The organism is Clostridia bacterium (assembly GCA_017438525.1).
GTDB lineage: Bacteria > Bacillota > Clostridia > Oscillospirales > RGIG8002 > RGIG8002.
This window is the reverse complement of sequence record JAFRVI010000075.1, coordinates 1-26275: the sequence shown is the minus strand read 5'-3', so window position 1 is coordinate 26275 and position 26275 is coordinate 1. Positions and strand designations below refer to the sequence as shown.

Below are 26275 nucleotides of genomic sequence, written 5' to 3'. Positions count from 1 at the left end.
CGTTATTTAATGACTCCGTCGATCTGTTCCGAGGTGAAGCCGGCGGCTTCGAGCCGCGCGCGCTCCTCCGCGAGATCGGGAACGTAGGATCTGATGTAGGTTATTTCGCCGGTGACGGCGTATCCGCCGAAGCCCGCGGGCATAATGAAGCTGTCGCCCGCCTTCGCGGCGCTGCCGGCGATCCCGCCTTCGCCCTCGAGGACGGTGAAGATGCTGAAGCTGCCGGAGCCGCATTCAAACTTCGCTTTTCCGCTGACGCTCACGCGTTCGGCGGCAAAGTAGCGGCACATCGCGAGCACGGAGATTTCCGCGTCCCCGGCCGCGTATTCAAGCGGAGTCGTGTACTCCCTGCCCTTGCTGGAGGCGACGTCGGATACCTTCACGCCCTTCTCTATGTGAAGCTGGCGCGGGTTGCCGTTTTTGTCGACTCTGTTCCAGTCGAAGAGGCGGTAAGTCGTATCGGAGTTCTGCTGTATCTCCGCGATGAGCAGGCCGTCGCATATCGCGTGGACTCTGCCGGCGGGGATGAAGAAGACGTCGCCCTTGCGCGCGTCGACGACGTTGAGCAGCTCGTTGAGGCGGCCTTCCTTTATCGCTTCCGCGTACTCCTCGCGGGTAACGTCGCGGTCGAACCCGTAGATGAGCTTAGCGCCGGGCGCGGCATCGAGTATGTACCACATCTCCGTTTTGCCCAGCTCGCCCTGCTCGAGCTCCGCGGCGTAGGCGTCGTCGGGATGCACCTGCACGGAGAGCTTGTCGTTGGCGTCGATGAACTTTATAAGCAGCGGGAATTTTTCCGCGCCCGCGTTGAGCGAGCCCATTCCGTCCATATCGGAAAGCGCCTCGGTTATTTTCATTCCGTCGTATTTGCCGCCGTCGACGAGGGAGCAGCCGTTCTTATGCTCGGCGGCCTCCCAGCTTTCGCCGGTGCGGTCTGAAGGGATCGGCTTGCCGTAGATCGTTCCGAGCTTGCCGCCGCCCCATATCATTTCCTTGAAAACGGGTTTGAGTTTAAGAAGTTCCATTTAATCATTCCTTTCTGATTTTATATTATACTACATAATATCGGTTTCGTCAACGATTGTTTTAATCTTTTGCGCTTCCGCATAGTATTTTTTATAAAGTCCGAAAGGTGTGGTTTTTTTATGGCAAAAAGGTTAAACGGAACCGTCAAATACGCGGCGCTTTTCGTCGTCGTGTTTCTCATCGCGCTGCTGTTTTTCGCGCTGATTTTCGGGATAATCTTCCCGACGAAGGCGCTCGCGGAGGGGCCGGTCTCGCCCTACTATTCGGCAAGACGCGAAGAGGGCGGAAAAGCCGCCGTTTCGGCGCAGGAGCCGGAGTTTTCGCAAATGATCGCCGTCTACGAAAAGATGAACGCGACGGAAAAGATGCGGCTCTATACCCTCTTCTCGTCGAAGGTAACGGAGGCGGAGCTTGAGGCACTTGTCGCGATGGCGTCCGACGGAGTCAGCGACGAGGAGCGCGCGTACTTCAACTCGCTCGCGGCGGAGCGCCTGACCGACGGCGAGCTCGCCGAGCTGCGCGCCGTCTACGAAAAATACGCCTGAAAGCGCCGGTGAAACGCCATTATTTTCACATAATGGTTGAATTTTCATTTTTTTCGGTTATAATATATGTGTAAAAAACTGCGGCTCGTGCCGCTTTCCCCACGAGGTGGATCGTTATGACCGAAAAATTCAACGTTACCGGAATGCACTGCGCCGCCTGCCAGGCCGCAGTTGAACGCGCAGTCAAACGGCTTGACGGCGTTTCCTCCGCCGACGTCAACCTGCTCGGCGCATCGATGGTCGTCGAATACGACGAAAACGCGCTCTCGGAAAAGGATATCCGCGCCGCCGTCAAAGCCGCCGGCTACAAGGCGGAAAAAGCGGACGGCAAGCCGCGCCCGAAAAACGACGAGCCAAAGACGCTGTGGCGCTGCTTCGTCCTTTCTCTCGCGTTCCTCATCCCGCTGATGGCGATAATGATGCTGCATATGTTCGGCGCGAAGCTGCCGGACTTTATGACGCACAAGGTCGTCGGCTGGATACAGCTTGCGCTGACCGTGCCCGTGATGGTCATAAACCGCCGCTTCTTCATCGGCGGCGGCAAATCGCTTATTCACGGCACGCCGAATATGGACGCCCTGATCGCGACCGGCTCCGCGGCGTCCTTCCTTTACAGTCTGTATTCCCTGCTGACCGGCGGCGAGCATTATTACTTCGATTCCGCCGCGATGATACTGACGCTGATAACGCTCGGCAAATACCTGGAGGCGCGTTCCAAGCGCGTCACGGGCGACGCGCTCGACGCGCTCGAGGATATGGCTCCGAAAACGGCGATCGTCGTCCGCGGCGGAGCAGAAACCGAGATACCCGCGGACGAACTGCGCGTCGGCGACGTGATCGCGCTGAAGCCCGGCATGTCCGCGCCCGTCGACGGAACGGTCGTCGAAGGGAGCTCGTATCTCGATCAGTCGGCGGTCACTGGCGAAAGCGAATACGTATTCAAGCAGGCGGGCGACGCGATAATCTCCGCCTCCGTCAACCATGGCGGATACCTGCGCTTCCGCGCCGATAAGGTCGGCGAGGACACGTCGTTTTCCCGCATAGTCAAGCTCGTTTCCGAAGCCGCGGCGTCGAAGGCGCCGATCCAGCGCCTCGCCGATAAGATCGCCGGCGTTTTCGTACCCGTAGTAATGGGTATCGCAGCGCTCACATTCGCGATATGGATGCTCGTCGGCGGCGGATTTGAATCCGCGCTGCTTCACGCGGTATCCGTGCTCGTCATTTCCTGCCCCTGCGCGCTTGGACTCGCCGCCCCCGTCGCCGTCATGGTCGGCACCGGCAGAGGCGCGCAGCTTTCGATACTCTACGGCTCCGCCGAAATCCTCGAACGCACCGGCAAGATAACCGCCGTCGCGCTGGACAAGACCGGCACCGTCACCGGCGGAAAGCCGGAGGTAACCGACGTCATAAACTACGGCGACGGCGATCCCCTGCCCGCCGCCGCGGCGCTCGAGAAGCTTTCGGAGCATCCGATCGCTTCTGCCGTCTGCGCTTACGCAGAAGGGCTCGGGCTGCCGGAGGTATCCGGCTTCGAGAGCTTCACCGGCAGGGGCGTTTCCGGCGTAGTCGAAGGCGCGCGCTGCCTCGCCGGCAACGCCGCGCTGATGGAGGAAAACGGAGTAGATATTTCCCCCGCCGCCGAAAAAGCGGAGGCGCTGAAAGCCGAAGGCAAGACGGTCATCTACTTCGCCGCGGACGGCGCGCTCGCCGCGCTGATCGCCGCCGCCGATTCGATACGCCCCACCTCCGCGGACGCGGTGGCGGAGCTGAAGAGCGAAGGCATAAAAGTGCTTATGCTCACCGGGGACAACCCCAACACCGCCGCCGTCATCGCCGCGAAAGCGGGGATCGACGACGTGCGCGCCGACCTGTTGCCGGAGGACAAGGAGGCGGCGCTGACCGCCCTGCGCGAAAGCGGAGAAATCACCGCGATGGCGGGCGACGGCATAAACGACGCACCCGCGCTCGCGAAGGCGGATATCGGCATTTCGATGGGCGCCGGAACGGATATCGCTCTGCGCTCCTCGGATATAGTGCTGCTGCGCGACGACCTCGCGGACCTGCCGACCGCGATACGCCTCAGCCGCGCCGTGCTGCGCAACATCAAGCAGAACTTCTTCTGGGCGCTCTTCTACAACGCCCTGTGCATACCGCTCGCGGCGGGAGCGTATTCCTCCCTGCTCGGCTGGGAGCTCTCCCCCGTCTGGGCTGCCGCCGCGATGAGCGTCAGTTCGCTCTTCGTCGTCGGCAACTCGCTCCGACTGCGCTTTTTCAAGCCGAACGCGAAAAAAGAAAAATAACTTTTACATAAAGAAAGGTGAAACACGATGGCGCTTATCACCACCGCACCCAGAGGGACGCAGGACCTGCTTCCCGAAAACAGCTTCAAAAATCAATGGCTCGAAAGCACGCTCGCGAAGACGGCGGCGGATTTCGGTTTCTCCGAGATACGCTTCCCGACCTTCGAGCACACCGAGCTTTTCAACCGCTCCGTCGGCGACACGACGGACATCGTGCAGAAGGAGATGTATACCTTCGAGGACAAGGGCGGCAGAAGCATCACGCTGCGCCCGGAGGGTACCGCCAGCGCGGTGCGCCTCCTGCTCGAAAACGGTCTTGACAAGGGACTTCTGCCGGTCAAGGCGTATTACCTCATCCCCTGCTTCCGCTACGAGAAGCCGCAGGCCGGCCGTCTGCGCGAATTCCACCAGTTCGGCGTCGAGTTCTTCGGCGCGGCGACCCCAAAGGCGGACTGCGAGATAATCGCGCTCGCCGACGAGTGCATCCGCCGCCTCGGCGTGAAGGGCGTTTCGCTCAGCATCAACTCCATCGGCTGCCCGGAATGCCGCGCCGAATACAGAAAAGCGCTCGTCGAATACTTCAAAAAGCACGAGGACAAGCTCTGCAAGCTCTGCCGCGAGCGCCTGAACACCAACCCGCTCCGCGTGCTCGACTGCAAGGATCCCGACTGCGACGGCGACGTTGAGAACGCGCCGAAGATCACCGACTACCTCTGCGGCGACTGCCGCGAGCACTTCGAACAGGTCAAGGCGCTGCTGACCGAAAGCGGCGTCGGCTTCGCCGTAAATCCCCGCATCGTGCGCGGGCTCGACTATTACAACGGCATCGTCTTCGAGTTCATTTCAAGCGACATCGGCGCGCAGGGCACCGTCTGCGGCGGAGGCCGCTACGACGGGCTCGCCGCGCAGATGGGCGGCTCCCCGATATGCGGGCTCGGCTTCGGCATGGGGCTGGAGCGCATGCTGCTCCTGCTCGAGAAGCAAGGGCTCTTCCCCGAAGCCGCCGAGGGCTGCCGCGTCTTCATAGGCTCGATGGGCGAAAAGGCGGAGAAGGAAGCGTTCCGCCTCGCGCTCGCGCAGCGGCGCGAGGGCGTCGCCGCCGAATACGACTCCGTCGGCAGAAGCGTCAAGGCGCAGATGAAATACGCCGACAAGATACGCGCCGGATACACCGTCGTGCTCGGCGACTCCGAGCTTGAAAGCGGCGTCTGCCGCGTCAAGCGCATGAGCGACGGCGAAACGCGGGAAATCAAAATTTCCGACCTCGTCGGCTTTTTTCGCTGATCTCTCACCCGGCATTAACGGATATTTCACCATTACGCGATAAGATAATTCAAGAAGCGGCTTGCCGCATTCTTCCGAAAGGACTGACGTCCGCTTGATCACGGTAACGAATCTGACAAAGAAATACGGCAAAAAAGCCGCCGTGGACAACATCTCGTTCACGGTCAACGAAGGCGAGATCGTCGGCTTTCTCGGCCCGAACGGCGCGGGAAAGACCACGACGATGAACATTCTGACGGGGTATCTTTCGATGTCCTCCGGCAGCGCCTCCGTCGGCGGCTTCGACATACTCGAGAATCCCAACGAGGTCAAAAAGCTCGTCGGGTATCTCCCCGAGCATCCGCCGCTCTACTCCGATATGACGGTGGACGCCTACCTGAAGTTTGTCTTTAAGCTCAAGAAATGCAAGGACCTCGATATGAAGTCCCACGTCGCCGAGATATGCGACGTCGTGAAGCTCTCCGACGTCCGCGGCCGCATAATCGGGCATCTCTCTAAGGGGTATCAGCAGCGCGTCGGACTGGCGCAGGCGCTCATCGGCAATCCGCCGGTGCTCATCCTCGACGAGCCGACCGTCGGGCTCGACCCGCGGCAGATAATCGAAATACGCGACCTCATCAAAGACCTCGGCAAACAGCGCACCGTCATACTCAGCTCGCATATCCTCCCCGAAGTGCAGGCGGTATGCGGACGCATAATCGTCATCAACCGCGGGCGGCTCGTCGCCGACGACTCCGCCGAAAACCTCACCCGCAACGCCGGCGGCAAGCCCGCCTATTCCGTCACGATCGACGGCGCTGAGGGACAGGTGATCGCCGCGCTGCGCGGCATCGCCGGAGTCACCTCCGTCAAGCGCATCGCGGAGAAGGAAAAGGGCACCTTCGAGTACCTCGTGGAAGCGGAAAAAGATACCGATATCCGCAAGGCGATATTCAACGTCTGCGTTTCGCTCGGCACTCCGCTTATCGAAACACACCCCGTCGCTTCGTCGCTCGAGGATGTCTTCATAAACCTTACCGGCGGCTCCCGCAGGGCGCCGGGCGGAAAAGCGAAGCGTTCCGTCAAAAAGAGAGAGGAGGCCGATCTCTGATGCTTACGATTTTCAGGCGTGAGTTCAAGACCTATTTCACCTCCGTCATCGGCTACGTTTTCTTCACGCTCTTTATGATCTTCTACGGCGTGTTCTTCTACGTCTCTATCATTGGCGGCGAGAAAAGCGGAGTCGTTTCGAGCGGTATGTCTAACTTCTTCGGCTTCATCTACTTCGTGCTCGTGCTGCTCGTTCCGGTGCTGACCATGCGCCTTTTGAGCGAGGAACGTAAGCAGAAGACCGATCAACTTCTGCTCACCTCCCCCGTCGGTCTCGGGCAGATAGTCATGGGCAAGTTCTTCTCCGCCTTCGCGATATACTCCATCGCCGTCGGAACGACCGCGTTTTTCGCGATAGTCATCGCGGCGTTCGGCAAGCTCAACTTCGTAGAGTATATAGGGATGGTCGTCGGCATACTCCTTATCGGCGCGGCGCTCATCGCCGTCGGCGAATTCATCTCCGCGCTTACGGAAAGCCAGGTGGTCGCGGCGTTCGCGACCTTCGGCGCGATAGTGCTGACCTTCGTGCCGGTGCTGCTTTCCTCGATAGTTTCGAGCCCCGTGCTGAAAACGCTGCTGGGGCTTGTTTCACTGCACACGCGCTACGTCGACTTCACAAGCGGCATTTTCGACATAAGCAACATTCTGTTTTATATAAGCTTCACCGCCGTTTTCCTTTTCCTCACCGTGAGAGTAATGGAACGGCGCAGATGGTCTTAAGGGAGGCGCGGATATGAACGGCAATCTCAACGGCGCCCCCAAGGGCAGCATTCAGGAAACGCCGAAGAAGCGTTTCTTCTCCAACCCGCGCTTCAAGCACGGCTCGCTCGCGACGGCGATAACCGCGGTCGTCATAATCGTGATAATCCTGCTCAACGTCGCCGTCACGCTCATCGGCGAACGCGCCGATCTGCGCTTCGATATCACTGCGAACCGCCTCTTCTCGCTTACCGACGAGGCGAAGGCGTACTTCGACTCCGTGGAAGGCGACGTGACGATAACCGCGCTGACAACGGAAGCGAAGCTGCGCGCCTTTTCCGCGTTCTCCGACGCGGGCTACGACGGAACGATCTACGAGGCGCCGATACGCCGCCTGCCTGAGATACTCTCCGAGGTCGCGAAAAACGAGCGCATCACCGTCAAATACGTCGATATGGACGCCAACCCCAACTTCTTGAACAAGTATGATATGATCTCACAGCCGTCGCGCCCTGAAATGTTCCTTCTGGTCGAAAGCCCCAAGCGCTACAAACTCGTTGAGCTGACCGACTTCATCAACACCGACTTCGGAGAAACGACGAGCTATAAGACCGACTCGGAAAGCTACACCTACTACTACTTCACCGAGCAGCCGCTTATCAACGCCGTCGGCTACGTGCTGCGCGACGAAGTCGTTTCCGTCGCCGTCGTCAACGGACACGGCGAGCGCACCGAGGACGAGAGCAACCTCGCTTTTATCAGCGGCATATTCGAGAACAACGGGCTCAGCGTCGAGAGCATCGACTTCGCGAAGGACGCGATCCCGCAGAACGCCAAGTTCCTCGCCGTCGTCGCGCCTACCCGCGACTTCTCGCAGGCGGAGGTAACCAAGCTCGACGAGTTCCTGCAGAACGGCAAGGACTACGGCCGCAACCTGCTCTATTTCGACGGCGGCACCGCCGACCTGCCGAATCTTTACGGATACCTCGAACTGAACTGGGGCGTGAGGATCGACCCGAATTCCCGCGTCTACGACCAGGATAACTGCATCGTTTATCCGTTCTACGTCATAACAGAATACGACTCCGACAGCGATATAACCAAAGAACTCAACAACGCGGGTGTCAAGACGGTCATACAGAATCCGGAGCCGATTGAGATTCTCTGGAAAGAACGCGACATACGCACCGTAACCTCCCTGCTGACCACTTCGGACACCGCGTTCAAGCGCGCCGTTTCCGAAACGCCGGATGGCGAATCCGCCGCGGCGATAACGAAACGCGACGACGACGTGACCGGCGAATTCGCCGTTATGACGCTTACGCGCAAGCGCAACACCAATCTGCCGGTCGAAGAATCTTCCGGAGTACTCGTAACGAGCGACGGTTTTATCGACTTCTACTTTAATTCCGGCTCCTCCAACACCTACGGCAACGGCACACTGATCACGAGCATACTTGAATCGATGCAGGAAAAATCCGATCCCGTTACGATAGTCAAAAAGGATCTCGCCACCGAGGTAATCGATCTGACCAACAATCAGGTCAGGATCTTCGCGCTGGTATTCTCCATACTCTTCCCCGCCGTTATCATCGGCGTGGGTACGTTCGTTTTCGTCAAGAGGAAGAACCTGTGAGCAAGAACAAACGTCTGCTTTTAATACTGCTTGCGATCGCCGCGGTCCTCGCCGCGGGCGTCGCCGTCATACTCCTCACCGCGCCGGAGGATACCGTTTCCTCCGACGAGCCGAGCGAGGCGACGCTCATCTACTCCGTCACCCGCGACGAATTCGTAAGCGCCTCCGTGAGCAACGGAGCCGGCGGCTTCACGCTTGTGAAAACCGCAGACGGCTACACCGTTAAGGAAGACGATGGCTTCGAAACGAACGCGTACTCGACAAGCTGGGTCGGCGACAAGCTGCTCGCGCCGAACGCTTCGCGCACGGTCGCTTCGCCCGGGGCGCTCTCGGAATACGGGCTCGACTCCCCCGCCGCGACCTGCCGCGTGGAGCTCGCGGACGGCGCGGCGAAGACGCTGCTGCTCGGCAACGAAGCCCCCTCCGGCGGACGCTATATGTCCCTTCAGGGCGAGGACGGCGTTTATATCGTCACCCACAACCTGCCGCTTTATCTGACGCGCTCGGCGGCGTCCTACGTCGAGACCGACGTTATCCCCTCAAAAGACGACTTCCCCGAAGGAACGGATACAAACGTCAAATACGTCTTCATCGGCGGCAAAAAACGCGCCGAGAACGTCGAGATAATCATGGATCCGAACTACGTCAGCGACGAAACGGCGTCGACGCCTTACGTCATGACGCAGCCGATAGATTACCCCGTCAACTCCACGACGACGGGCGACCTTGTGACCTACGCTTCGGGAATGAGTTTCACGGAATGCGTCGAGATACGCCCGACTCCCGAACGCGTCGCGTTTTACGGCCTCGACGATCCCGATTACACTCTCGTTTTCCGCTTCGCTGACAAGGAAGTGCGTATCGGCTTCGCCGACGCGGGCGAGTTCTGCTACGCGAAGATGGACGGATTCGACGCGGTATTCACCGCCTATCCGACCTACACCTCATTCCTCTCCAACCCCGCGGACACGTATATGTCGCGCCTGACCTTCACAAAGAAGCTCTCCGCCCTCTCCGGACTCACCGTGAACTACGCGGGCGGCGCCCACGTTTTCAAAGTCGACCGCGACGGCGGCGGAATAATCCCCTACTGCGGCGAACTGAAGCTCGACGCGGATAACTTCAAGCTCTTCTACGAGAACCTGATAATGACGCTCTCAGAGGGACGCCTGGATTCCGTTCCGGCCGCGCCCGCGGCGCTGACGCTCACCTATTCCTTCAACGACGGAAGCGCCGACGTCAAGGTCGAGTTCGTACCGGTCGACAACATGCGCTACGCCTACCTCATCGACGGCGAAGGCGTCTTCTTCGTGCTCAAGTCGCAGGTCGACGCGATAATCTCAGACGCCGCGCTCGTCGCGCAGAACAAGCCGATCAAGAGCACAATTTGACAATGCTTTTTTAAGTATTTTTCGTCTTTCGTTAAGGTTTGAAAAATATCGCAAAAAAGTGTTTACTTTTATGCTTTTTAGTGTTAAAATGCGTATGTGAGAGCGTACGCATTTTTTCGTGCGCTCCGCTATTATATAGAAAGGACGCGCGGATAATCCGCGCCGCAACGAAATGGTTAACAAGACCGCAGATTCCCAGGCGGACTGCCTGTTTGACGCAATACTCTCTCTGAAAACCCGCGAGGAATGCTACGTATTTTTCGACGACGTATGCACCGAAAACGAGATCAACACGATGGCGCAGCGCTTCGCCGTCGCGCGGCTGCTGCTCAAGGGCGGCGTCTACGCCGACATAGTCGAGAAGACGAGGGCTTCGACCGCCACCGTCAGCCGCGTCAAGCGCTGCCTGAAATACGGCAGCGGCGGCTACAAGCTCGGCGCCGACAGATTGGAGCAAAAATGAGCGGATACGGCAGCTTTTCCGCCGTCTACGACCGGCTGATGAGCGACTTCGACTACGCCGGCGCGGCGGGATACCTCGTTAAGCTCGCGAAAAAGCACGGCAGTCCGATGCTCAAGCCGCTCGACCTCGCCTGCGGAAGCGGGCGGCTCGCGGCGGAGCTAGTTAAGCTCGGCTTCGATCCCGTTTGCGCGGACGGCTCGCCCGAGATGCTTTCGCTCGCGAAGGAGCGTCTGCCCGCCGATACGCTCCTGCTCTGCCAGGACATGACCGAGCTCGACCTGAACGACACCGTCGACGTCTGCTTCTGCACGATGGACAGCGTCAACTATATCACGACGAAAACCGCGCTGAAGGCGGCGTTCAAGCGGCTCGCGATCTTCACCGACAAGGGCGGCGTTTTCATCTTCGACGCCGACGGCGAACGCAAGTTCACCGACGAGCTTGCAGACGGGACGTACACCTACGACCTCGACGACCTCTACCTCGTCTGGAACACCGGGTATTCTCCCCGCACGCGCAAGGCGAGGTACGAGCTGACCTGGTTCGAGCGCGACGGCGGCACGTGGCGCCGCTTCGACGAGGAGCAGGAGCAGCGCTGCTGGACGCGCGATGAGCTCGTTTCAACGCTCGAGGAGTGCGGTTTCGCGCCCGATGCGGAGTACGACGCCTACACCCTTTCGCCTCCGAAGGCGGACAGCCGGCGCATCCACTACGTTTTCAAAAAGGTTTAACGCTATGCTTATCAGACCCGTTGAAAAACGCGATATACCGCGCATACACGAGCTGCTCGGGCAGATACTGCGCCTGCACGCGGAGCTGCGGCCGGACGTCTTCCGCGCCGACCGCGAGAAGTTCGACACGGCCGAGCTGGAGGCGCTGCTGACGCGCCCCGACCGCCCCTCCTTCGCCGCCGAAGAGGACGGCGTCTGCGTCGGCTACGCGCTCTGCGAGATACGGCAGCCCGCCGCGCCGCAGATGCTTCCGCGCAAAGTGCTCTACCTCGACGACCTCTGCGTCGATTCCGCCTTCCGCGGACGCGGGATCGGCGGCGCGCTGATCGCATTCGTACGCGAATACGCGGCCGAGATCGGCGCTGATTCGCTCGAGCTGAACGTCTGGGAGGCCAACGCCGACGCGAAGGCGTTTTATGAAAAACTCGGCTTCATAACGCAGTGCAGGCACATGGAGCTGAAGCTGTAACGGCAATTTCAAAAAAGAATAAAAAACGCGGCCGCTGTCCTGTTTATCGGACAGCGGCCGTTTTATAATACGGTCGTAAAGCGGAAAAAACTCCGCGGAAAGAGGTGGTGAAAATGGAGGAGGATATTGACGAACTGTTTGACGACAGCGGCCTCGGCGACGTCGATTTCAGCGAAATGCTGCTCGCGCTGCTCGCCGCGGAAGAGCAGGATTTTACCGATCCCGAGCCCGATTACGACTACGAAGGAGGAGAAGACGAATGAGCGTCTGGCTGGCGGCTATCGTTTTGTGTCCGGTATTCATTTCCGTCGCAAAACTGATGGAATACCAAAACAGAGCGTGATACCACGCTCTGTTTTTTATCGGATTTATTTAAGCGCTTATTCTCCGGCGAGAAACGCTTTCAGTTCGTCAAGTCTGCGCAGCGCTTCCGCCCTGCCGATTTGATAAACGCGCTCGAGTTCGTCCGGGTCCTTCTCCGTGCGGCCTATATTCAGCGGTTCGGGAGGGCGGATAACGAGGGCGGCGCCGGCGCGTTCGCGTTCGTCGATCTCGTCCATCTGTCCGTTATACATCAGGTGGCGCTCCGCCATCGCCTCGACGAGTTTCGGGTATTTGCGGAGCTTGCGTCTGACAAGCGGCAGCGCCCTGCTTTTCTTTTTGCGGTAGCCCTTCGGCTGAGTCAGAATTATGACGTTCCGGTTATAGCCGAGCGACTCCATAAAGCGATACGGCACGGCGTCGACGACGCCGCCGTCGAGCAGCTCGCGGCCGTCGATCTCCACGACGCGCGAAACGAGCGGCATCGACGCGGAGGCGCGCATCCACTCGAAGTCGGCTTCGCCGCCGTCCGAGCACTTGTGATATACCGCTTCGCCGGTGTTTATATCCGTCGCGCCGACGTAAAAGTCCATCGGGTCCGCGGCGAAGGTCTCGCGGTCGAAAACGTCAAGCTCCAGCGGGAGCTCGCGGTAGCAGAAGTCCACGCCGTAAAGGTCGCCCGTTTTGCGCAGCGAGCGCAGACTGCAGTAGCGCGGATCTTTGCAGTACGCTTTGTTATACCTTATCGCCCTGCCGATCTGGCGCGACTTGTAGTTGCAGCCGAACGCCGCCCCCGCGGAAATGCCGACGGCGGCTTCGAAGTCTATTCCGTTTTCCATCATCACGTCGATGACGCCGCAGGTGAACATCCCGCGCATCGCCCCGCCCTCCATAATGAGCGCGGTTTTTTCTTTCGCTTCCGTCATGATTCCGTCCTTTGCATTTATCCCCGCGCACGAGGCGCGGGGACGTTTTTCATATCAGCCGGAACATCCTGAACGCCAGCGGCGCGGCGGTCGCCATCGCGAATCCGCCCACCAGGGCAACCGGTATCATCATAACGTATTTGTCCGCTCCGAGCAGCCACAGAGGCAGGAATACCACGCCCGCGCAAAGCCCGACGGCAATGAGTCCGACCGGCAGGCGCAGGACGCGCATCCACCACTTTATGTCTCCGGTGGAGAACTCAATATACTTATTCTCCGTCAACATCCCGAGGCAGCCGCCCCAGATCAGCGCGAGCAGCGCGGCGGTGATAAGCAGCTGCTTTCTCTCGACTCCGAAAAAGTTCAAAAACATAAGCGCGGAGGCGACAATCGGGATCGCGACGAGAGTCTTTTTCTTATTGATCTTCACGCAGATATGCACGACCGCGCTGACGCAGAATCCGACGGCGAGCCCGGCGAGTACGTCCGTCGGCCAGTGCATTCCGAAGTAAAGACGCGACACGCCGACCAGCACGGGAATCAGGAGAAGCGGCCAGTACTTTTTCGGACCTTTTCTGTAAGCAATACCGGAAAGAAGCGAGGCGGACGCCTGCGAGTGTCCGCTCGGGAAAGATTCGGCGAGATACTCGCCGTCGTGCAGCTGCGAATCGTAAATGTAATCGTATTTGCCTCTGCGCAGTTCGTTCTCGTGAGTCGCGACCGGACGCGCTCTTGCGATTATTCCCTTCAGCAAAGAATTTACGTAGCAGCCGGAGAAAACGTCGAGCGCAATTTCCTCCCCCATCGCCTTGTCAAAGCACCAGTAAATAACCGGAACAAAAGCCGCGACTACGGCCGTTCCGCCGAGAGTTGAGAAAATGCCGAAGAAGAAGTCGAAAAAATCACTGCCTATCTTCTGAATAAACTGCAGAATATCAAGCTCCATCACATACCTCCGGTATAAAAAGCCGCAAACGGCGCGTATTTCACATAAAATAACCTATTGTCAGTCAAATTGGTCGATTTTTGTTGACAATTCGACGGTTTTCCCTGTTTCTCCTCGATTATAACACATCAAAACCCGCTTTTTGTATGAATTTCGTTCATATTATGAATTATTTTCAGAAAAACCCTTTACAAATATGAAGTTGACTCATATAATGGGTATAATAATGATTATTAGTGTCATTATGTGTTATTGTCATTGACTGATTGGCGATAAGGACAATACGCCTGATAAGCGGTCAAATCCGGAGCTTTGCAGTTTGTTGTCCTCGGCGGGCGCCAGCCCGCCGTCGTCCTCCGCGCCGCAAATCCCTCGGATTTGCCTCGCTTTCAGGTGCGGAGCAGTTTTGAACGGACCGATTTTGTTTCGTTCAAGGCAAAAGCGCAAGGCAATACTTGCTGTATTGCCGAGCATTTTAACACGGAACGGGGCAAAATCTGTCGTTCAAAACCGTGTTGCCCTTACCGCCAATCAGTCTTAATTGGGAGGCGAACGATGAACAGAATATGCGAACTGCGCAAGCAGAATAAGCTGACGCAGAAAGCGCTTGCCGAAAAACTGATGGTCGACCAGTCCGCGGTTTCCTACTGGGAATGCGGAAGGGCTCTTCCCGATACGGCAAAGCAGATCCTGCTCGCCGATCTTTTCGGCGTCAGCATTGATTACGTGCTCGGAAGAGACGTTCCGAAGGGCACTCCGCCCGGAGTGCTGCCCGAAGCGGGCGCGCAGCTCGTTTTCGTCCAGCCGCCGGTGCAGGCGCCGCCTCCGCCGGAGCCGACGAGATATATCAAGGTCTATTCCTCGCTGAACGCCGCGCAGTTTGCCTCCGGCAACGCCGAGGTCATACAGACTCTTGATATTCCCGAGGACTGGAACGGAGAATATTACGGCATCCTCATGCGCGGAGATTCCATGGCGCCCCGCTATCTTGACGGCGACGTCGTTATCATCCGCCGTCAGACCGTCTGCAGCAACGGGCAGGACGCCTTCGTCTTCATCGGTCAGCAGGAAGGCACGCTGAAAAAGGTCTTCCTCGACTTCAACCGCTCGGTCACGCTGAAGCCGAACAACCAGGCGTACCGCACGCTCTATTTTTCCGAGCGCGAGATAGCCGCCCTTCCCCTCGTTATAGGCGGGATCGCGGTCGAGCTGCGCCGCAAGATAGTATAATCCCGAACAGATAATAATTAAAAAGGAGATATTACCGTGAACAACACCGAAAAAACGATGGAAAAAATAGTCGCCCTCTGCAAAAACAGGGGCTTCGTATACCCCGGCTCCGAAATCTACGGCGGCCTGGCGAACGCCTGGGACTACGGCCCGCTCGGCGTCGAGCTGAAAAACAACATCAAACGCGCGTGGTGGAAGAAGTTCGTCACCGAATCCGAAACGAACGTCGGTCTCGACAGCGCGATACTTATGAATCCTCAGGTCTGGGTCGCCTCCGGCCACGTCGGCGGCTTCTCCGACCCGCTTACCGACTGCAAGAGCTGCAAGGCGCGCCACCGCGCGGATCAGCTCATCGAGGCCGCCGGCGGAAACCCGAACGGCATGAGCTTTGAGGAAATGATGGCTTACATACGCGACAACGGCATCACCTGCCCCGCCTGCGGCGGCAAGGAGTTCACCGATATCCGCAAGTTCAATCTCATGTTCAAGACCTTCCAGGGCGTCACCGAAGACAGCAAGAGCGAACTATTCCTGCGCCCCGAGACCGCGCAGGGCATCTTCGTCAACTTCAAAAACATCCAGCGCACCACGCGCCGCAAGATCCCCTTCGGCGTCGGCCAGATAGGCAAGTCCTTCCGCAACGAGATCACTCCCGGCAACTTCATCTTCCGCATCCGCGAGTTCGAGCAGATGGAGCTGGAGTTCTTCTGCAAGCCCGGCACCGACCTTGAATGGTTCGACTACTGGGAGGGCTACTGCCGCGACTTCCTCTACTCCCTCGGCATGAAGCCGGAAAACCTCAAGCTCCGCCAGCACGAGCAGAAGGAGCTGTCGCACTACTCCAAGGCGACCACCGATTTCGAGTACCTCTTCCCCTTCGGCTGGGGCGAGCTCTGGGCATCGCCGACCGCACCGACTTCGATCTGCGTCAGCACAGCGAACATTCCGGCGAGCCGCTTGAATACTTCGACCCCGAAACGAACGAGAAATATATGCCCTACGTCATCGAGCCGTCGCTCGGCGCGGACAGAGTCACGCTCGCGCTGATGATCGAAGCGTATGACGAGGAGACCGTCGGCGAAGGCGACGTCCGCGTCGTGCTCCGCCTGCATCCGGCGATCGCGCCCTTCAAGGCGGCGGTGCTGCCCCTCTCCAAGAAGCTCAACGAAGGCGCCCTCGCCTTCTACCGCACGCTGAAGAGCGAATTCAACGTCGACTTCGACGACGCCGGCTCCATCGGCAAGCGCTATCGCCGCGAGGACGAAATCGGCACGCCCGTCTGCTTCACCTACGACTTCGAGAGCGAGCAGGACGGCTGCGTTACCGCCCGCGACCGCGATACCATGGAGCAGGTCCGCATCCCGATGAGCGAGGCCGCGAAGTATATCGCCGAAAAGCTCCGCTTCTGATAACGCGCATATTCAAACGGGCAAGGCGAGCGCGCCCTGTCCGTTTGCCGTATTGACATTTCCTACCATAAGTAATATAATGGCTTGACGCTCACGCGGCGCACCGCTGAGCGCGGGAAACTTACGAAACGGGAAAGAAAAATGAATTTTATCAAAAACGTATTCAAAAACCGTCGGCTCGTATGGCAGATGAGCCGCAACGACTTCCGCAACAAGTTCTCCAGCATGTCGCTGGGAACGGTGTGGGGCTTCGCCGTGCCGCTCGTTTTTATGACGATCTACTACGTCATATTCAACTACGTACTCAAAAGCGGCGATATCGTCACGCCGTCCGGACTGCAGATACCCTTTGTCGTCTGGTTTTTAAGCGGCTTCTCGATGTGGCTTTTTATCAGCGACGGACTGACGAGCGCGACGACCTCGATACGCACCTATTCCTACCTCGTCAAAAAGACGGTATTCAACGTCGATATAATTCCGGTGTTCACGCTGCTTTCGAACGGGATAGTGTCGCTCGTGGTCTTCGGCATCGCCGGCATCGTCTGCACCGTCTACGGAGCGGTCTCCGGCATACCTCTCTTCCCGAACATTCTTTTCGCCCTTTATATCATACCCTCCGCGTTCATCTTCCTCGCGGCGCTGACGCGCCTGACCTCCGCGCTTGCGACTAAGGTCGCGGACGTTACGGCGGTCATCAATATCTTCATCCAGATAATTTTCTGGTTCTCCGCGATCCTCTGGGACATAAAGATACTCGACGCGAAGGTACCGGTGCTCGGACAGATACTGCGTTTCTCGCCGTTCACCTACCTCGTCTACGGCTTCCGCCAGGCGTTTACGGCGGATTACCTGCCTATAATAACGGCGAAATACGGGCTTTACACCGCGGGCTTCTGGGCAATAACCCTGCTCGTTTTCCTCTACGGCAACTACGTCTTTAACAAAAACAAAAAAGACTTTGCCGACGTGCTTTAAAGGGGGTGCGGACATGGAGCCAATTATCAGCGTAAAGAACCTGAGCAAGCGTTACAAGGTCTTCGGGCGCAAGAAGGACATCATAGTCGAGGCGATGTTCCCGAAGGCGAACCGCCACTCCCTCTTCACGGCGGTCGATAATATGTCATTCGACGTCTATCCGGGCGAATCCGTCGGCGTCCTCGGCTGCAACGGCGCGGGCAAATCCACGCTGCTGAAGATGATAACCGGCGTCGTCGCGCCCACCGAGGGCGAAATAAAGCTCGGCGGACGCGTCAGTTCCCTGCTGGAGCTCGGCACAGCGTTCAACCCCGAACTTACCGGCGTTGAGAACATCTATCAGCACGGCCAGATCTTCGGTCTGACGAACGCCGAGATCAAGGCGCGCGAACAGGAGATAATCGACTTCGCCGACATCGGCGACCACATAAACCAGCCGGTCAAGACGTATTCGAGCGGTATGTTCGCGCGTCTCGCTTTCGCGTGTGCGATAAATGTCGACCCGGATATATTGATCGTCGACGAGGTGCTCTCCGTCGGCGATATGGCGTTCCAGATGAAGTGCTTCAAGAAGTTCGAGCAGTTCAAGGAGCGCAAAAAGACGATACTTTTCGTTTCGCATAACGTCAACGATATTCTCACTAACTGCACCCGCGCACTAATCCTTCAGCAAGGCAGGTGCATCTTCGACGGCGACGCCAAGGAAGGCGTAGAACGGTACAAAAAGCTGATGAGCGGTATCGATATGAACGAAAACCGCAACGGAGAAACCGGCCGGCAAGCGGCCGCAGACGCATCCGTCGAGTTATCTGCGGAGTGTGAAAGCGGCGAAATGAAGAAGAACCACGAGCTCAACGGCGATATTCTGATCTACGGCAACCAAAAGGCCGAAATCATCGATTATGGCCTCTTCGGAGCAGATGGCAAGCCGACTAACTCTATCAAGAGCCACGAGCAGATAACCATCAGAATGAAGGTAAAGTTCAACGAGCCGCTGGACGAGCCCATCTTCGCCGTCGGATTCAAGAACGCCCAGGGGCTCGAGCTCTGCGGCGTAAACACTTTCAGCCACAAAGTTGAGACCGGCCACTTTGACAAGGGACAGACTGCCGACGTCAAGTTTTCCCTGACTGTTCCGCTCGCAACTAACAAATATTCCGTATCGTTCGGCTGCACCAGCTACAACGATGACGGAGCTCTCGAAATATACTGCCGTCATTACGACGCTTTCTTTATCGACATAGCCGCCCGCCCCAATTCGGTAGGCCTGTTCGATCTCGAAAGCCGAATAACCATTGAAAGATAACCGGAGGCGCGTTATGGCAACCATAAACTACAAATGGTATTCCGGCACCGACGAATACAGCGACGGGGATATCGAAAACGATATTCTCGGTTATTTCAAAAAGTACGGAAACAGACATCTTGAAAAGGTGTTCAAGCAAGACGACTGCTGGGCAACGTTTTACCATCTGACGCCGCTGCGCGAAAACATAGTCAACTTCTACTCCTTCAAGCCGAACTCCTCCGTGCTTGAGGTCGGTGCGGGATTCGGCGCCGTGACCGGCGCGCTTTGCGACAAGTCGGAGCGCGTGACAGCCGTTGAGCTGTCAAAGCGACGCGCGGAAGGGCTCTATGAACGCCACAAAAAGCGTAAAAACCTCGACATCATCGTCGGAAACCTGAACGATATCGATTTTAACGAAAAGTTTGATTATATCACGCTGATAGGAGTGCTGGAATACGCGCTTTCGTTCACTGCATCCGAGCATCCCTATGAAGATTTTCTCAAAGCCGTCGGGTCCCTGCTAAAGCCCGACGGCAAGCTGCTGATCGCGATTGAAAACCGTTACGGGCTGAAGTATTGGTGCGGCGCTCCCGAAGACCATACCGGGAAGCCGTTCGACGGAATAAACGGATACGACGGCGTCAGTTTTGTGCGCACGTTCGGAAAGGCGGAGTTATCCGAGCTCCTCAATTCCTCCGGCTTCGGCGCGCTCAAATATTATTACCCTTATCCCGACTATAAAATGCCGCTCGCGGTTTTCAGCGACGACAATCTGCCGGACGATGCAGGTGCGCTTGCGGGAATAGTCGATCCGCATCCGTATGAATCTCCGGTTATTTACGACGAGAAGGCGCTTATACCTCCGCTTGTGAAAAACGGCGTCTTTCCATTTTTCTCTAATTCGTTTTTCGTAGAAGCGGGCTTTTAGCATAATTTCGACAATGAGGTCACGTTATTATGAGTGAAGTTGAAAACAAGATGCACTGTAGTCAATTCAATGGAAGCGACTACGAAAGCATATACAATTATTCGCCGATACGCGAAAACATAGCGGCATGGTGCGACATAGGCGGAAGGATACTCGAGATAGGCGGGGAACGCGGCGCTGTCACCGGCGCGCTCCTCCGCAAGGGCGACGTAACTTCTGTCGAAGCCGACCCCGAGCGCGCCGCCGCACTGCGTGAGAGATATCCTCAAGCCACTGTTGCGGGCGTGCTCGACAACGTCGGAAGCGACTTCGACTGCGCGGTTTTGATCGGCTCGCTCGAGGACTGCGCGAACGGCAACGAAGTCGGTTTCTTGAAACGCGTCTGTGAGCACCTCAAGCCCGACGGAAAACTTATCATCGCGGTCGATAACTCCCTTGCCGCCGGCAGACTCTCCGGCAGAGCCGCCGAAACCTATACGCGCAAGGGCTATTCGCTTGCGGAGTTCCGCACTATACTTGAGAGCGCGGGACTGAAGTATTCTTCTATGCTTTATCCAGCTCCGGATTACCGCTTCACCAACGTGATATTCAGCGACCGCCAGCTGCCCGACAGCGAAAGCATAAAGCGCCGGCTGATATACTTTCCGTCCGATCCGACAGCGACGTTCAGCGAAAACGCCTACCTGCGCCGCCTTATAGAAGCCGACAGGAACTCATATCCGCTCGTTGCCGACGCATTTCTCGTCGAGGCGTCGCGCTCCGAAGCGCCGAAGACCCCGAAGCTCGTCTGCTTCTCCGTCTACCGCAAGCCGGAATACCAGGTATTCACCGTCGTCAGCGACGAAAACGCGTATAAGTACGCCGCCGTTCCGGAGGCGTACCCACATATAGAGAGCGTCGGCAGAAACATATCCGAGCTCGCTGAAAACGACATCGAAACGCCCGATTCATATTCCGATCACGTCGTTACCAGCCGCATATGCGAGGGAGAGCCCTTCGATATGCATCTGCTCGCCGAATACCGCCGGGATGGAATCAGCGCCTTAAAAAAGGCGGCGGATGATTTCTTTGCCGCCGTATCCGACGCATGCGGCGAGGGCGGTAACACAGACACAATTTTCGACAGATTCTCCGTCGAGCTGACCGATGAGCAGCGTGCCGAGCTGCACTTTCTCAAGCGCGGCTATATGGATATGATCTTTCAGAATTGTTTCGTCGAGGACGGGCGCTGTGTATTCTACGATCAAGAATGGCGTTTTGATAACACGCCGCTCGAATACGTAATTTTCAGAGCGCTTACCAACAGCGAAGCTATTCTTGAAACGGTAAGCGAGGATCTCTTAGAGCTGTTCGGAATTTCCGCATATCTGCCGCTTTTTGAAGAGCTGAACCGCGCCTTTGCCGACGAGGTTTACAGCGACTTCTATAAAAAGTGGTATGCCGTGCGCCGCGTCTCACCCGACAAGCGCATAGGCGCGCTTCAGGCGCAACTCGACACCGCCGAGAGCGATAAGGAAACGCTCAGGCAGAGCAACGAATCCCTACGCAAAGACATTTATACGGCAGAAGAGACCATTATCGGATTGCGAAGCGAGCTGAAGGCAATTGAAAACAAAAAACTCCGCAGGAGAAGCATAAACTACATGCATGCTCATCCAAAGCTCCACAAATTTATCAAGACAGTGTTCGCGCCGTACAACTACATTCGATGCAAATACAGACTTCGCCGCGAAAAGAACTCTGCCGCAAATAATCCCGAAACCGCCTATTCGCTCTGGATAAAGCGCAACTCTCCGGATAAAGAAGCCCTTGAAAATCAGAAAAACCGCGCGTTTTCGTCGACTCCGGTGTTCAGCATACTTACTCCTCTCTATAACACGGACAAAAAGATGCTCGAGGAAATGATTGCCTCCGTCAAGGCGCAGACCTATCCGCACTGGGAGCTCTGTCTTACCGACGCGAGTGACGCCAGGCACGACTATGTCGGCAAAGTCGCGCGTTCCTTTGCCGAAAAGGACACGCGCATAAAATACCTTCGCCTTGATAACAATCTCGGTATTGCAGGAAATACGAACGCCGCCGCCGAGCTCGCCGGCGGGGACTTTATCGCGCTGCTCGATCACGACGACGCGCTCGCGCCGGACGCACTGTACGAAATGGCGGATGCCGTGAATGCCGAGCCGGAAGCAGATTTCATTTACACCGACGAGGACAAATTCACCGATATCGACGGTGAGTATTTTGAGCCGCATTTTAAACCGGATTTTTCGATTTTCACGCTGCGATCCTTCAACTACATCTGCCATTTCACCGCACTGAAAAAGACGCTGTTTGACGCTATCGGCGGCTTTGCCGCGGGCTACGACGGCGCCCAGGATTATGACCTCTTCCTGCGCGCCGCGGAAAGGGCGGCGCTGATAAAGCATATCCCGAAGCCGCTGTATCACTGGCGCGTACACCCATCCTCCACCGCCGCAACCGCAGGCAGCAAGAATTACGCCGAAGAGGCGGGGCGCAGGGCTGTTGAAGCGCACATCAAGCGCGTAGGAATAGACGGTGAGGCGCTGAGTTCAGATATGCCTTTCCGCTACCGCGTCAGATATCCGCTGACATACAAACCTCTTATTTCCGTGCTTATACCCAACAAAGACTCTGCCAAAGACTTGAAAAAGTGCGTCGATTCCGTGCTCGCTTCCGATTACGATAATATCGAAATAGTCATTATCGAGAACAACAGCGTAACCGCGGAGATCAGGCAGCTTTATGATCAGCTTTCACTTGATCCGAGAATCACCGTCGCCCGCTATGAAAACCACGGCTTCAACTACTCGGCGATAAACAATTACGGGGCTTCCTTAGCGCACGGCGAACTGCTGCTCCTGTTGAATAATGATATCGAGGCGATAGGAACGGAATGGCTTTCCGAAATGGCGTCCGTGCTCATGCAGGATGGTGTCGTCGCCGTAGGCGCGCGCCTGCTCTATCCCGACAATACGGTGCAGCACTCAGGGGTGATCATCGGTCTGGGCGGCGTCGCCGGACATATTGAAAAGATGTTTGACGACAGCGACTGCGGCTACTTCGGCTACGGCAGAAGCATACGCGAGGTCGGAGCAGTCACCGCAGCGTGTATGCTCGTGCGCCGCGATGCATTCGACGCGGCGGGGGGATTCGACGAGAAATTCGCCGTTGCTTTCAACGATATCGACCTTTGTATGAAGCTCCGCGCGAATGGCGGGAAAATAGTATATACCCCATATGCGCGGCTTTACCATTACGAATCCAAATCCCGCGGGCGCGACGACGATACCCCCGAAAAAATCAAACGCTTCAAGACCGAAATCGACAGATTCCAAGCAAAGTGGGCGGCCGAGCTTTCCGCGGGCGACCCCTTCTTCAACAAGAATCTGCGGCTTGACAGCAATGAATATCTGCCGAGAACTGATAAGGTAGTTTAATATGGGTAATTCAATCGAAAGACAGCCGGCAGGCGATCGTATATGCGCGGGGATGGTCGTCTTCAACGGCGACTTCGAAAAAGCCGCGGCAAACGTTGAGAACGTCCTTCCATCCGTTGACGCCTTCTTCATCGTCGACAACGGCTCGGACGACCTCTCCCCTCTCGAATCGCATTTCTCCGGCAACGGCAAAGTGCGTTTCATAAAAAACGGTGAGAATAAAGGCATTGCCTTTGCGCTCAACCGCGTGCTCGACGCCGCAAGCGACGAGGGTTTCGACTGGGTATTGACACTTGATCAGGACACCGTCTGTGACGGGAATCTGATAAACGTATACAGGCGTTACATAGGTGAGCCGGATATCGGCATCGTTTCCCCGTTCATCATCCACAGGGGCAGCAACTCCCCCGAGCATTACAAAGACGGGAATATGCCGGAGACGGAGATCATCGACGATTTCGGCAGATGCATAACCTCAGCTGCGCTGACGAACGTCAGGGCGGCGAAGGAGATCGGCGGCTGGAACGACGAACTTTTCATCGACGCGGTCGACTTCGATTTCAACTACCGCCTGATGTCCGCAGGGTATCGCATCCTGCGCGCTAATGATACGTATATCGTGCAGGAGATCGGCGAGCGCGTACCGATAAAGATTTATAAGTTACTTTACCGTTTCATCGGCGATCACAAGTACCACGGGCCGAAGTATTATTCAGTCCATTCGGATTTCCGCCTTTATTACATCGCGCGAAATTACAGGTGGTTTTTGAAGAAGCACAAGGTGAAATCACCCACCGTCAACCGATGGGTGAATTTCAGGGATATGCTGCTCCGCTTCTTGCTTTATCCGCGCAAGCGCAGCAGGATAAAGATGCTCCGTGCCGTCCGCAGAGGCCGCCGCGACGCAAAGAAAATGACCTATTGACGCAAAACGGCGTAAACTGCGCCGTTTTCGTTATATAACCGCGTTTTTTCAATCTTTCTTCAATCCTCGCCAGTTATTATTACTGTGAAACGGAGGGACAAAGCATGAAGCTTCTGCTTGCCGAAGACGAAAAAAGAATGAACCGCGCGCTCTGCGAGATACTTCGCCAGGAGGGCTACGAAGTCACCTCCGTCGAAAACGGCGAGGACGCGCTTTATGAGATCGAGGGCGGCCTTTACGACCTTATCGTGCTTGACGTCATGATGCCGGGAATGAACGGCTTCGACGTGGCGAAAAGCGCGCGCAGGTCGGGTATCCGCACGCCCATCCTCATGCTGACCGCCAAAAGCGAGCTCGACGACAAGGTCGAGGGGCTCGACAGCGGCGCGGACGACTATCTGACGAAGCCGTTTTTGACGAAGGAGCTGCTCGCTCGGCTCCGCGCGCTCGGCAGGCGCAACGTTCCGACGGACGACGGCCGCCTGAAATTTGACGATATAACACTCGATACGAAAAACGCGGAGCTCCGCTGCGAAAACGGCAAGAGCGTGCGCCTCGGCGAAAAGGAAATGCGCATTCTCGAATATCTTATTACAAATCAGGGGCGCGTCCTGACGCGCGATCAGATCGCGCTCAAGGTGTGGGGATACGAAAGCGACGCCGAATACAACAACGTCGAGGTCTACACCTCCTTCGCGCGCAAGAAGCTGGCGTTCGTCGGCTCGCGCTGCGAGATAAAGGCGATACGCGGGATAGGTTATGAATTGAGGTGCCGTGATGTTCAATAAAACGAGAAGAAAGATAGTTTTCACCGTCGTTCTGTCCCTGCTGGCGCTGATGGCGGTAACTCTCGGGACGATATACTTTTCCAACCGCGCCGCGCTCCTGCGCGAGAGCGAGAGCATACTGAACGCCTACGTCGAACGCTTCACGCTCGACGGACAGCCGGCCTTCCCGAACGAAAGCGACAAGCCCGACGCAAAACCCGACTCAGCTCCGCCGCCGGAGCCGCGCGACAACGACGCTTTCCGAAGGATCGAACCGGCGTTCCGCCTCTCGACCTTCTATTCGGTAGCGTACTCCGAAAGCGGCGAAGTGCTCGCGATAAACAACGGCAACAGGAATATGCAGAGCGACGAATCGCTGCTCGAGCTCGCGTCGTCGGTCCTTGAAAAAGGAAAGCGCAGCGGCGCGGTCGGCAGTATGACGTATATACTCGAGGAGCGCGAGGACTACACCCTCGTCGCCATGCTCGACGGCACGATAAACGACAACAACCAGAAAACTCTGATAAAACTGATGCTGATAATCGGCGCTGCGGCGCTGGCGGCGCTCTTCGTAATCTCGATCTTCATAGCGCGGCGCATCGTCCGTCCGCTTGAGGAGAACGATAAGCGGCAGAAGCGCTTCGTCTCCGACGCGGGACACGAGCTGAAAACGCCCATCGCCGTCATCTCCGCCAACAGCGAGCTGCTCCGCAGGCAGGGCGGAGAAAGCGAATGGCTCGACAACATCGACTACGAAAACGGGCGAATGAGCGAGCTCGTCAAGCAGCTGCTCGCGCTCTCCCACGCGGAAAACGGCGACCTGCCGACCGAAACGCTGGACTTCTCGCAGCTCGTAAGCGGAGAGGTGCTCCCTTTCGAGCCGCTCGCCTTTGAAAAAGGCGTGAGGATTGAATCCGACGTCGAGGACGGCGTCACCGTCGAAGGCAACCCGAACCAGCTCCGGCAGCTCGTTTCGATACTGCTCGACAACGCGCTTTCGCACGGGACCGGCGATGAGATCGCCGTTTCGCTCAAGCGCGATAAGCATTCCGCGGTCCTCGCGGTCGCCAACGACGCGGCGGGGCTCGACGCGGAAAAGGCCTCCCGCCTTTTCGACCGCTTCTACCGCGGCGACGAGGCGCGCGGCGACGCCGGCTCTCACTACGGGCTCGGGCTTTCCATCGCCAAGGCGGTCGCCGAAGCCCACAAGGGCGAGATCCGCGCCGACTTCAAGGACGGCAGAGCCGTCTTCACCGTAACGCTGCCGACAAAGAAAGCGTAAACACACGATGTAACATTAATAATATAAAGAAGCCGCCTTAGGGCGTGCAAATCAGGGATACGCCGGTCTTAAAAAGGATCTTTTCGCGCCGGACTGCGTTGAAAGCGCTCGGAATACATACAGTATTCCATCGCGCTTTCGCCTTGTCCGACACAAAAATCTCTCTTTTTAAGATGCGGAGCAGTTT

General features: G+C 57.2%; 22 protein-coding genes and 1 pseudogene. 20 read left to right on the top strand and 3 right to left on the bottom strand.

Annotation, left to right across the window (positions count from 1 at the left end):
• Positions 1–2 precede the first annotated feature (2 nt).
• Positions 3–1025, bottom strand: coding sequence for a class I mannose-6-phosphate isomerase (locus tag IJL83_06835; GenBank protein MBQ6553309.1), 1023 nt, complete (start codon positions 1023–1025; stop codon positions 3–5).
• A 120-nt stretch (positions 1026–1145) separates the two neighbouring features.
• Between IJL83_06835 and IJL83_06830 the strand changes: the two genes are divergently transcribed.
• The 11 genes from IJL83_06830 (at position 1146) to IJL83_06780 (ending at position 11896) form a co-directional block, all read left to right on the top strand.
• Positions 1146–1571, top strand: coding sequence for a hypothetical protein (locus tag IJL83_06830; protein MBQ6553308.1), 426 nt, complete (start codon positions 1146–1148; stop codon positions 1569–1571).
• A gap of 116 nt (positions 1572–1687) precedes the next feature.
• Positions 1688–3871: a cadmium-translocating P-type ATPase gene (gene cadA / locus IJL83_06825; protein MBQ6553307.1), complete on the top strand. Its 2184-nt coding sequence runs from the start codon at positions 1688–1690 to the stop codon at positions 3869–3871.
• A gap of 27 nt (positions 3872–3898) precedes the next feature.
• On the top strand, positions 3899–5155 hold the full coding sequence (locus IJL83_06820; GenBank protein ID MBQ6553306.1) for a histidine--tRNA ligase: 1257 nt from the start codon (positions 3899–3901) through the stop codon (positions 5153–5155).
• A 94-nt stretch (positions 5156–5249) separates the two neighbouring features.
• Complete coding sequence (locus IJL83_06815; GenBank protein MBQ6553305.1) at positions 5250–6245, top strand: ATP-binding cassette domain-containing protein; 996 nt, start codon at positions 5250–5252, stop codon at positions 6243–6245.
• Positions 6245–6964, top strand: a complete 720-nt coding sequence (locus IJL83_06810) for an ABC transporter permease subunit (GenBank protein MBQ6553304.1) — start codon at positions 6245–6247, stop codon at positions 6962–6964. Before IJL83_06815 ends, IJL83_06810 begins: the two co-directional genes overlap by 1 nt.
• A gap of 13 nt (positions 6965–6977) precedes the next feature.
• A complete protein-coding gene (locus IJL83_06805; protein ID MBQ6553303.1) occupies positions 6978–8579 on the top strand; it encodes a GldG family protein in 1602 nt (533 codons plus the stop codon).
• Positions 8576–9970 carry a DUF4340 domain-containing protein gene (locus IJL83_06800; protein ID MBQ6553302.1) on the top strand — a complete coding sequence of 465 codons (1395 nt, stop codon included), beginning with the start codon at positions 8576–8578 and terminating at the stop codon, positions 9968–9970. The genes IJL83_06805 and IJL83_06800 overlap by 4 nt, the downstream gene beginning before the upstream one ends.
• 172 nt (positions 9971–10142) lie before the next feature.
• Positions 10143–10433: a hypothetical protein gene (locus tag IJL83_06795; GenBank protein ID MBQ6553301.1), complete on the top strand. Its 291-nt coding sequence runs from the start codon at positions 10143–10145 to the stop codon at positions 10431–10433.
• Positions 10430–11164, top strand: coding sequence for a class I SAM-dependent methyltransferase (locus IJL83_06790; protein MBQ6553300.1), 735 nt, complete (start codon positions 10430–10432; stop codon positions 11162–11164). The genes IJL83_06795 and IJL83_06790 overlap by 4 nt, the downstream gene beginning before the upstream one ends.
• 4 nt (positions 11165–11168) lie before the next feature.
• Complete coding sequence (locus IJL83_06785) at positions 11169–11633, top strand: GNAT family N-acetyltransferase (GenBank protein ID MBQ6553299.1); 465 nt, start codon at positions 11169–11171, stop codon at positions 11631–11633.
• A gap of 113 nt (positions 11634–11746) precedes the next feature.
• Positions 11747–11896 (top strand): hypothetical protein, encoded by a 150-nt coding sequence (locus IJL83_06780; protein MBQ6553298.1) that lies wholly within the window; start codon positions 11747–11749, stop codon positions 11894–11896.
• Positions 11897–12013: 117 nt separating this feature from the next.
• Here IJL83_06780 and IJL83_06775 read toward each other — a convergent pair whose 3' ends face one another.
• Positions 12014–12880, bottom strand: a complete 867-nt coding sequence (locus tag IJL83_06775; GenBank protein ID MBQ6553297.1) for a patatin family protein — start codon at positions 12878–12880, stop codon at positions 12014–12016.
• Between the two features lie 49 nt (positions 12881–12929).
• Positions 12930–13826, bottom strand: coding sequence for a phosphatase PAP2 family protein (locus tag IJL83_06770; GenBank protein ID MBQ6553296.1), 897 nt, complete (start codon positions 13824–13826; stop codon positions 12930–12932).
• Positions 13827–14381: 555 nt separating this feature from the next.
• On the opposite strand from IJL83_06770, the gene IJL83_06765 reads away from it, so the two are divergent.
• The 9 genes and pseudogenes from IJL83_06765 (at position 14382) to IJL83_06725 (ending at position 26088) form a co-directional block, all read left to right on the top strand.
• On the top strand, positions 14382–15056 hold the full coding sequence (locus IJL83_06765) for a LexA family transcriptional regulator (GenBank protein MBQ6553295.1): 675 nt from the start codon (positions 14382–14384) through the stop codon (positions 15054–15056).
• 57 nt (positions 15057–15113) lie between these two features.
• Positions 15114–16465, top strand: a pseudogene (locus IJL83_06760) (glycine--tRNA ligase).
• Positions 16466–16606: 141 nt separating this feature from the next.
• On the top strand, positions 16607–17440 hold the full coding sequence (locus IJL83_06755) for an ABC transporter permease (GenBank protein ID MBQ6553294.1): 834 nt from the start codon (positions 16607–16609) through the stop codon (positions 17438–17440).
• Positions 17441–17453: 13 nt separating this feature from the next.
• Complete coding sequence (locus tag IJL83_06750) at positions 17454–18746, top strand: ABC transporter ATP-binding protein (GenBank protein ID MBQ6553293.1); 1293 nt, start codon at positions 17454–17456, stop codon at positions 18744–18746.
• A gap of 13 nt (positions 18747–18759) precedes the next feature.
• Positions 18760–19656, top strand: a complete 897-nt coding sequence (locus tag IJL83_06745; GenBank protein MBQ6553292.1) for a class I SAM-dependent methyltransferase — start codon at positions 18760–18762, stop codon at positions 19654–19656.
• Between the two features lie 29 nt (positions 19657–19685).
• Positions 19686–23114, top strand: a complete 3429-nt coding sequence (locus IJL83_06740; protein MBQ6553291.1) for a glycosyltransferase — start codon at positions 19686–19688, stop codon at positions 23112–23114.
• A 1-nt stretch (position 23115) separates the two neighbouring features.
• Positions 23116–24039: a glycosyltransferase gene (locus IJL83_06735; protein ID MBQ6553290.1), complete on the top strand. Its 924-nt coding sequence runs from the start codon at positions 23116–23118 to the stop codon at positions 24037–24039.
• A gap of 104 nt (positions 24040–24143) precedes the next feature.
• Positions 24144–24827: a response regulator transcription factor gene (locus tag IJL83_06730; GenBank protein MBQ6553289.1), complete on the top strand. Its 684-nt coding sequence runs from the start codon at positions 24144–24146 to the stop codon at positions 24825–24827.
• Positions 24817–26088, top strand: a complete 1272-nt coding sequence (locus IJL83_06725) for a HAMP domain-containing histidine kinase (GenBank protein ID MBQ6553288.1) — start codon at positions 24817–24819, stop codon at positions 26086–26088. The genes IJL83_06730 and IJL83_06725 overlap by 11 nt, the downstream gene beginning before the upstream one ends.
• The last annotated feature ends 187 nt before the right edge of the window (positions 26089–26275 follow it).

Bases quoted from the DNA above. Each gene is read 5' to 3' on its own strand.
- IJL83_06785 (MBQ6553299.1), top strand. From the start codon at position 11,169: ATGCTTATCAGACCCGTTGAAAAACGCGATATACCGCGCATACACGAG.
- IJL83_06780 (MBQ6553298.1), top strand. From the start codon at position 11,747: ATGGAGGAGGATATTGACGAACTGTTTGACGACAGCGGCCTCGGCGAC.
- IJL83_06830 (MBQ6553308.1), top strand. From the start codon at position 1,146: ATGGCAAAAAGGTTAAACGGAACCGTCAAATACGCGGCGCTTTTCGTC.
- IJL83_06755 (MBQ6553294.1), top strand. From the start codon at position 16,607: ATGAATTTTATCAAAAACGTATTCAAAAACCGTCGGCTCGTATGGCAG.
- IJL83_06725 (MBQ6553288.1), top strand. From the start codon at position 24,817: ATGTTCAATAAAACGAGAAGAAAGATAGTTTTCACCGTCGTTCTGTCC.
- IJL83_06770 (MBQ6553296.1), bottom strand. From the start codon at position 13,826: ATGGAGCTTGATATTCTGCAGTTTATTCAGAAGATAGGCAGTGATTTT.
- IJL83_06765 (MBQ6553295.1), top strand. From the start codon at position 14,382: ATGAACAGAATATGCGAACTGCGCAAGCAGAATAAGCTGACGCAGAAA.
- IJL83_06820 (MBQ6553306.1), top strand. From the start codon at position 3,899: ATGGCGCTTATCACCACCGCACCCAGAGGGACGCAGGACCTGCTTCCC.
- IJL83_06730 (MBQ6553289.1), top strand. From the start codon at position 24,144: ATGAAGCTTCTGCTTGCCGAAGACGAAAAAAGAATGAACCGCGCGCTC.
- IJL83_06735 (MBQ6553290.1), top strand. From the start codon at position 23,116: ATGGGTAATTCAATCGAAAGACAGCCGGCAGGCGATCGTATATGCGCG.
- IJL83_06750 (MBQ6553293.1), top strand. From the start codon at position 17,454: ATGGAGCCAATTATCAGCGTAAAGAACCTGAGCAAGCGTTACAAGGTC.
- IJL83_06790 (MBQ6553300.1), top strand. From the start codon at position 10,430: ATGAGCGGATACGGCAGCTTTTCCGCCGTCTACGACCGGCTGATGAGC.
- IJL83_06740 (MBQ6553291.1), top strand. From the start codon at position 19,686: ATGAGTGAAGTTGAAAACAAGATGCACTGTAGTCAATTCAATGGAAGC.
- IJL83_06835 (MBQ6553309.1), bottom strand. From the start codon at position 1,025: ATGGAACTTCTTAAACTCAAACCCGTTTTCAAGGAAATGATATGGGGC.
- IJL83_06745 (MBQ6553292.1), top strand. From the start codon at position 18,760: ATGGCAACCATAAACTACAAATGGTATTCCGGCACCGACGAATACAGC.
- IJL83_06810 (MBQ6553304.1), top strand. From the start codon at position 6,245: ATGCTTACGATTTTCAGGCGTGAGTTCAAGACCTATTTCACCTCCGTC.
- cadA (MBQ6553307.1), top strand. From the start codon at position 1,688: ATGACCGAAAAATTCAACGTTACCGGAATGCACTGCGCCGCCTGCCAG.
- IJL83_06805 (MBQ6553303.1), top strand. From the start codon at position 6,978: ATGAACGGCAATCTCAACGGCGCCCCCAAGGGCAGCATTCAGGAAACG.
- IJL83_06775 (MBQ6553297.1), bottom strand. From the start codon at position 12,880: ATGACGGAAGCGAAAGAAAAAACCGCGCTCATTATGGAGGGCGGGGCG.
- IJL83_06795 (MBQ6553301.1), top strand. From the start codon at position 10,143: ATGGTTAACAAGACCGCAGATTCCCAGGCGGACTGCCTGTTTGACGCA.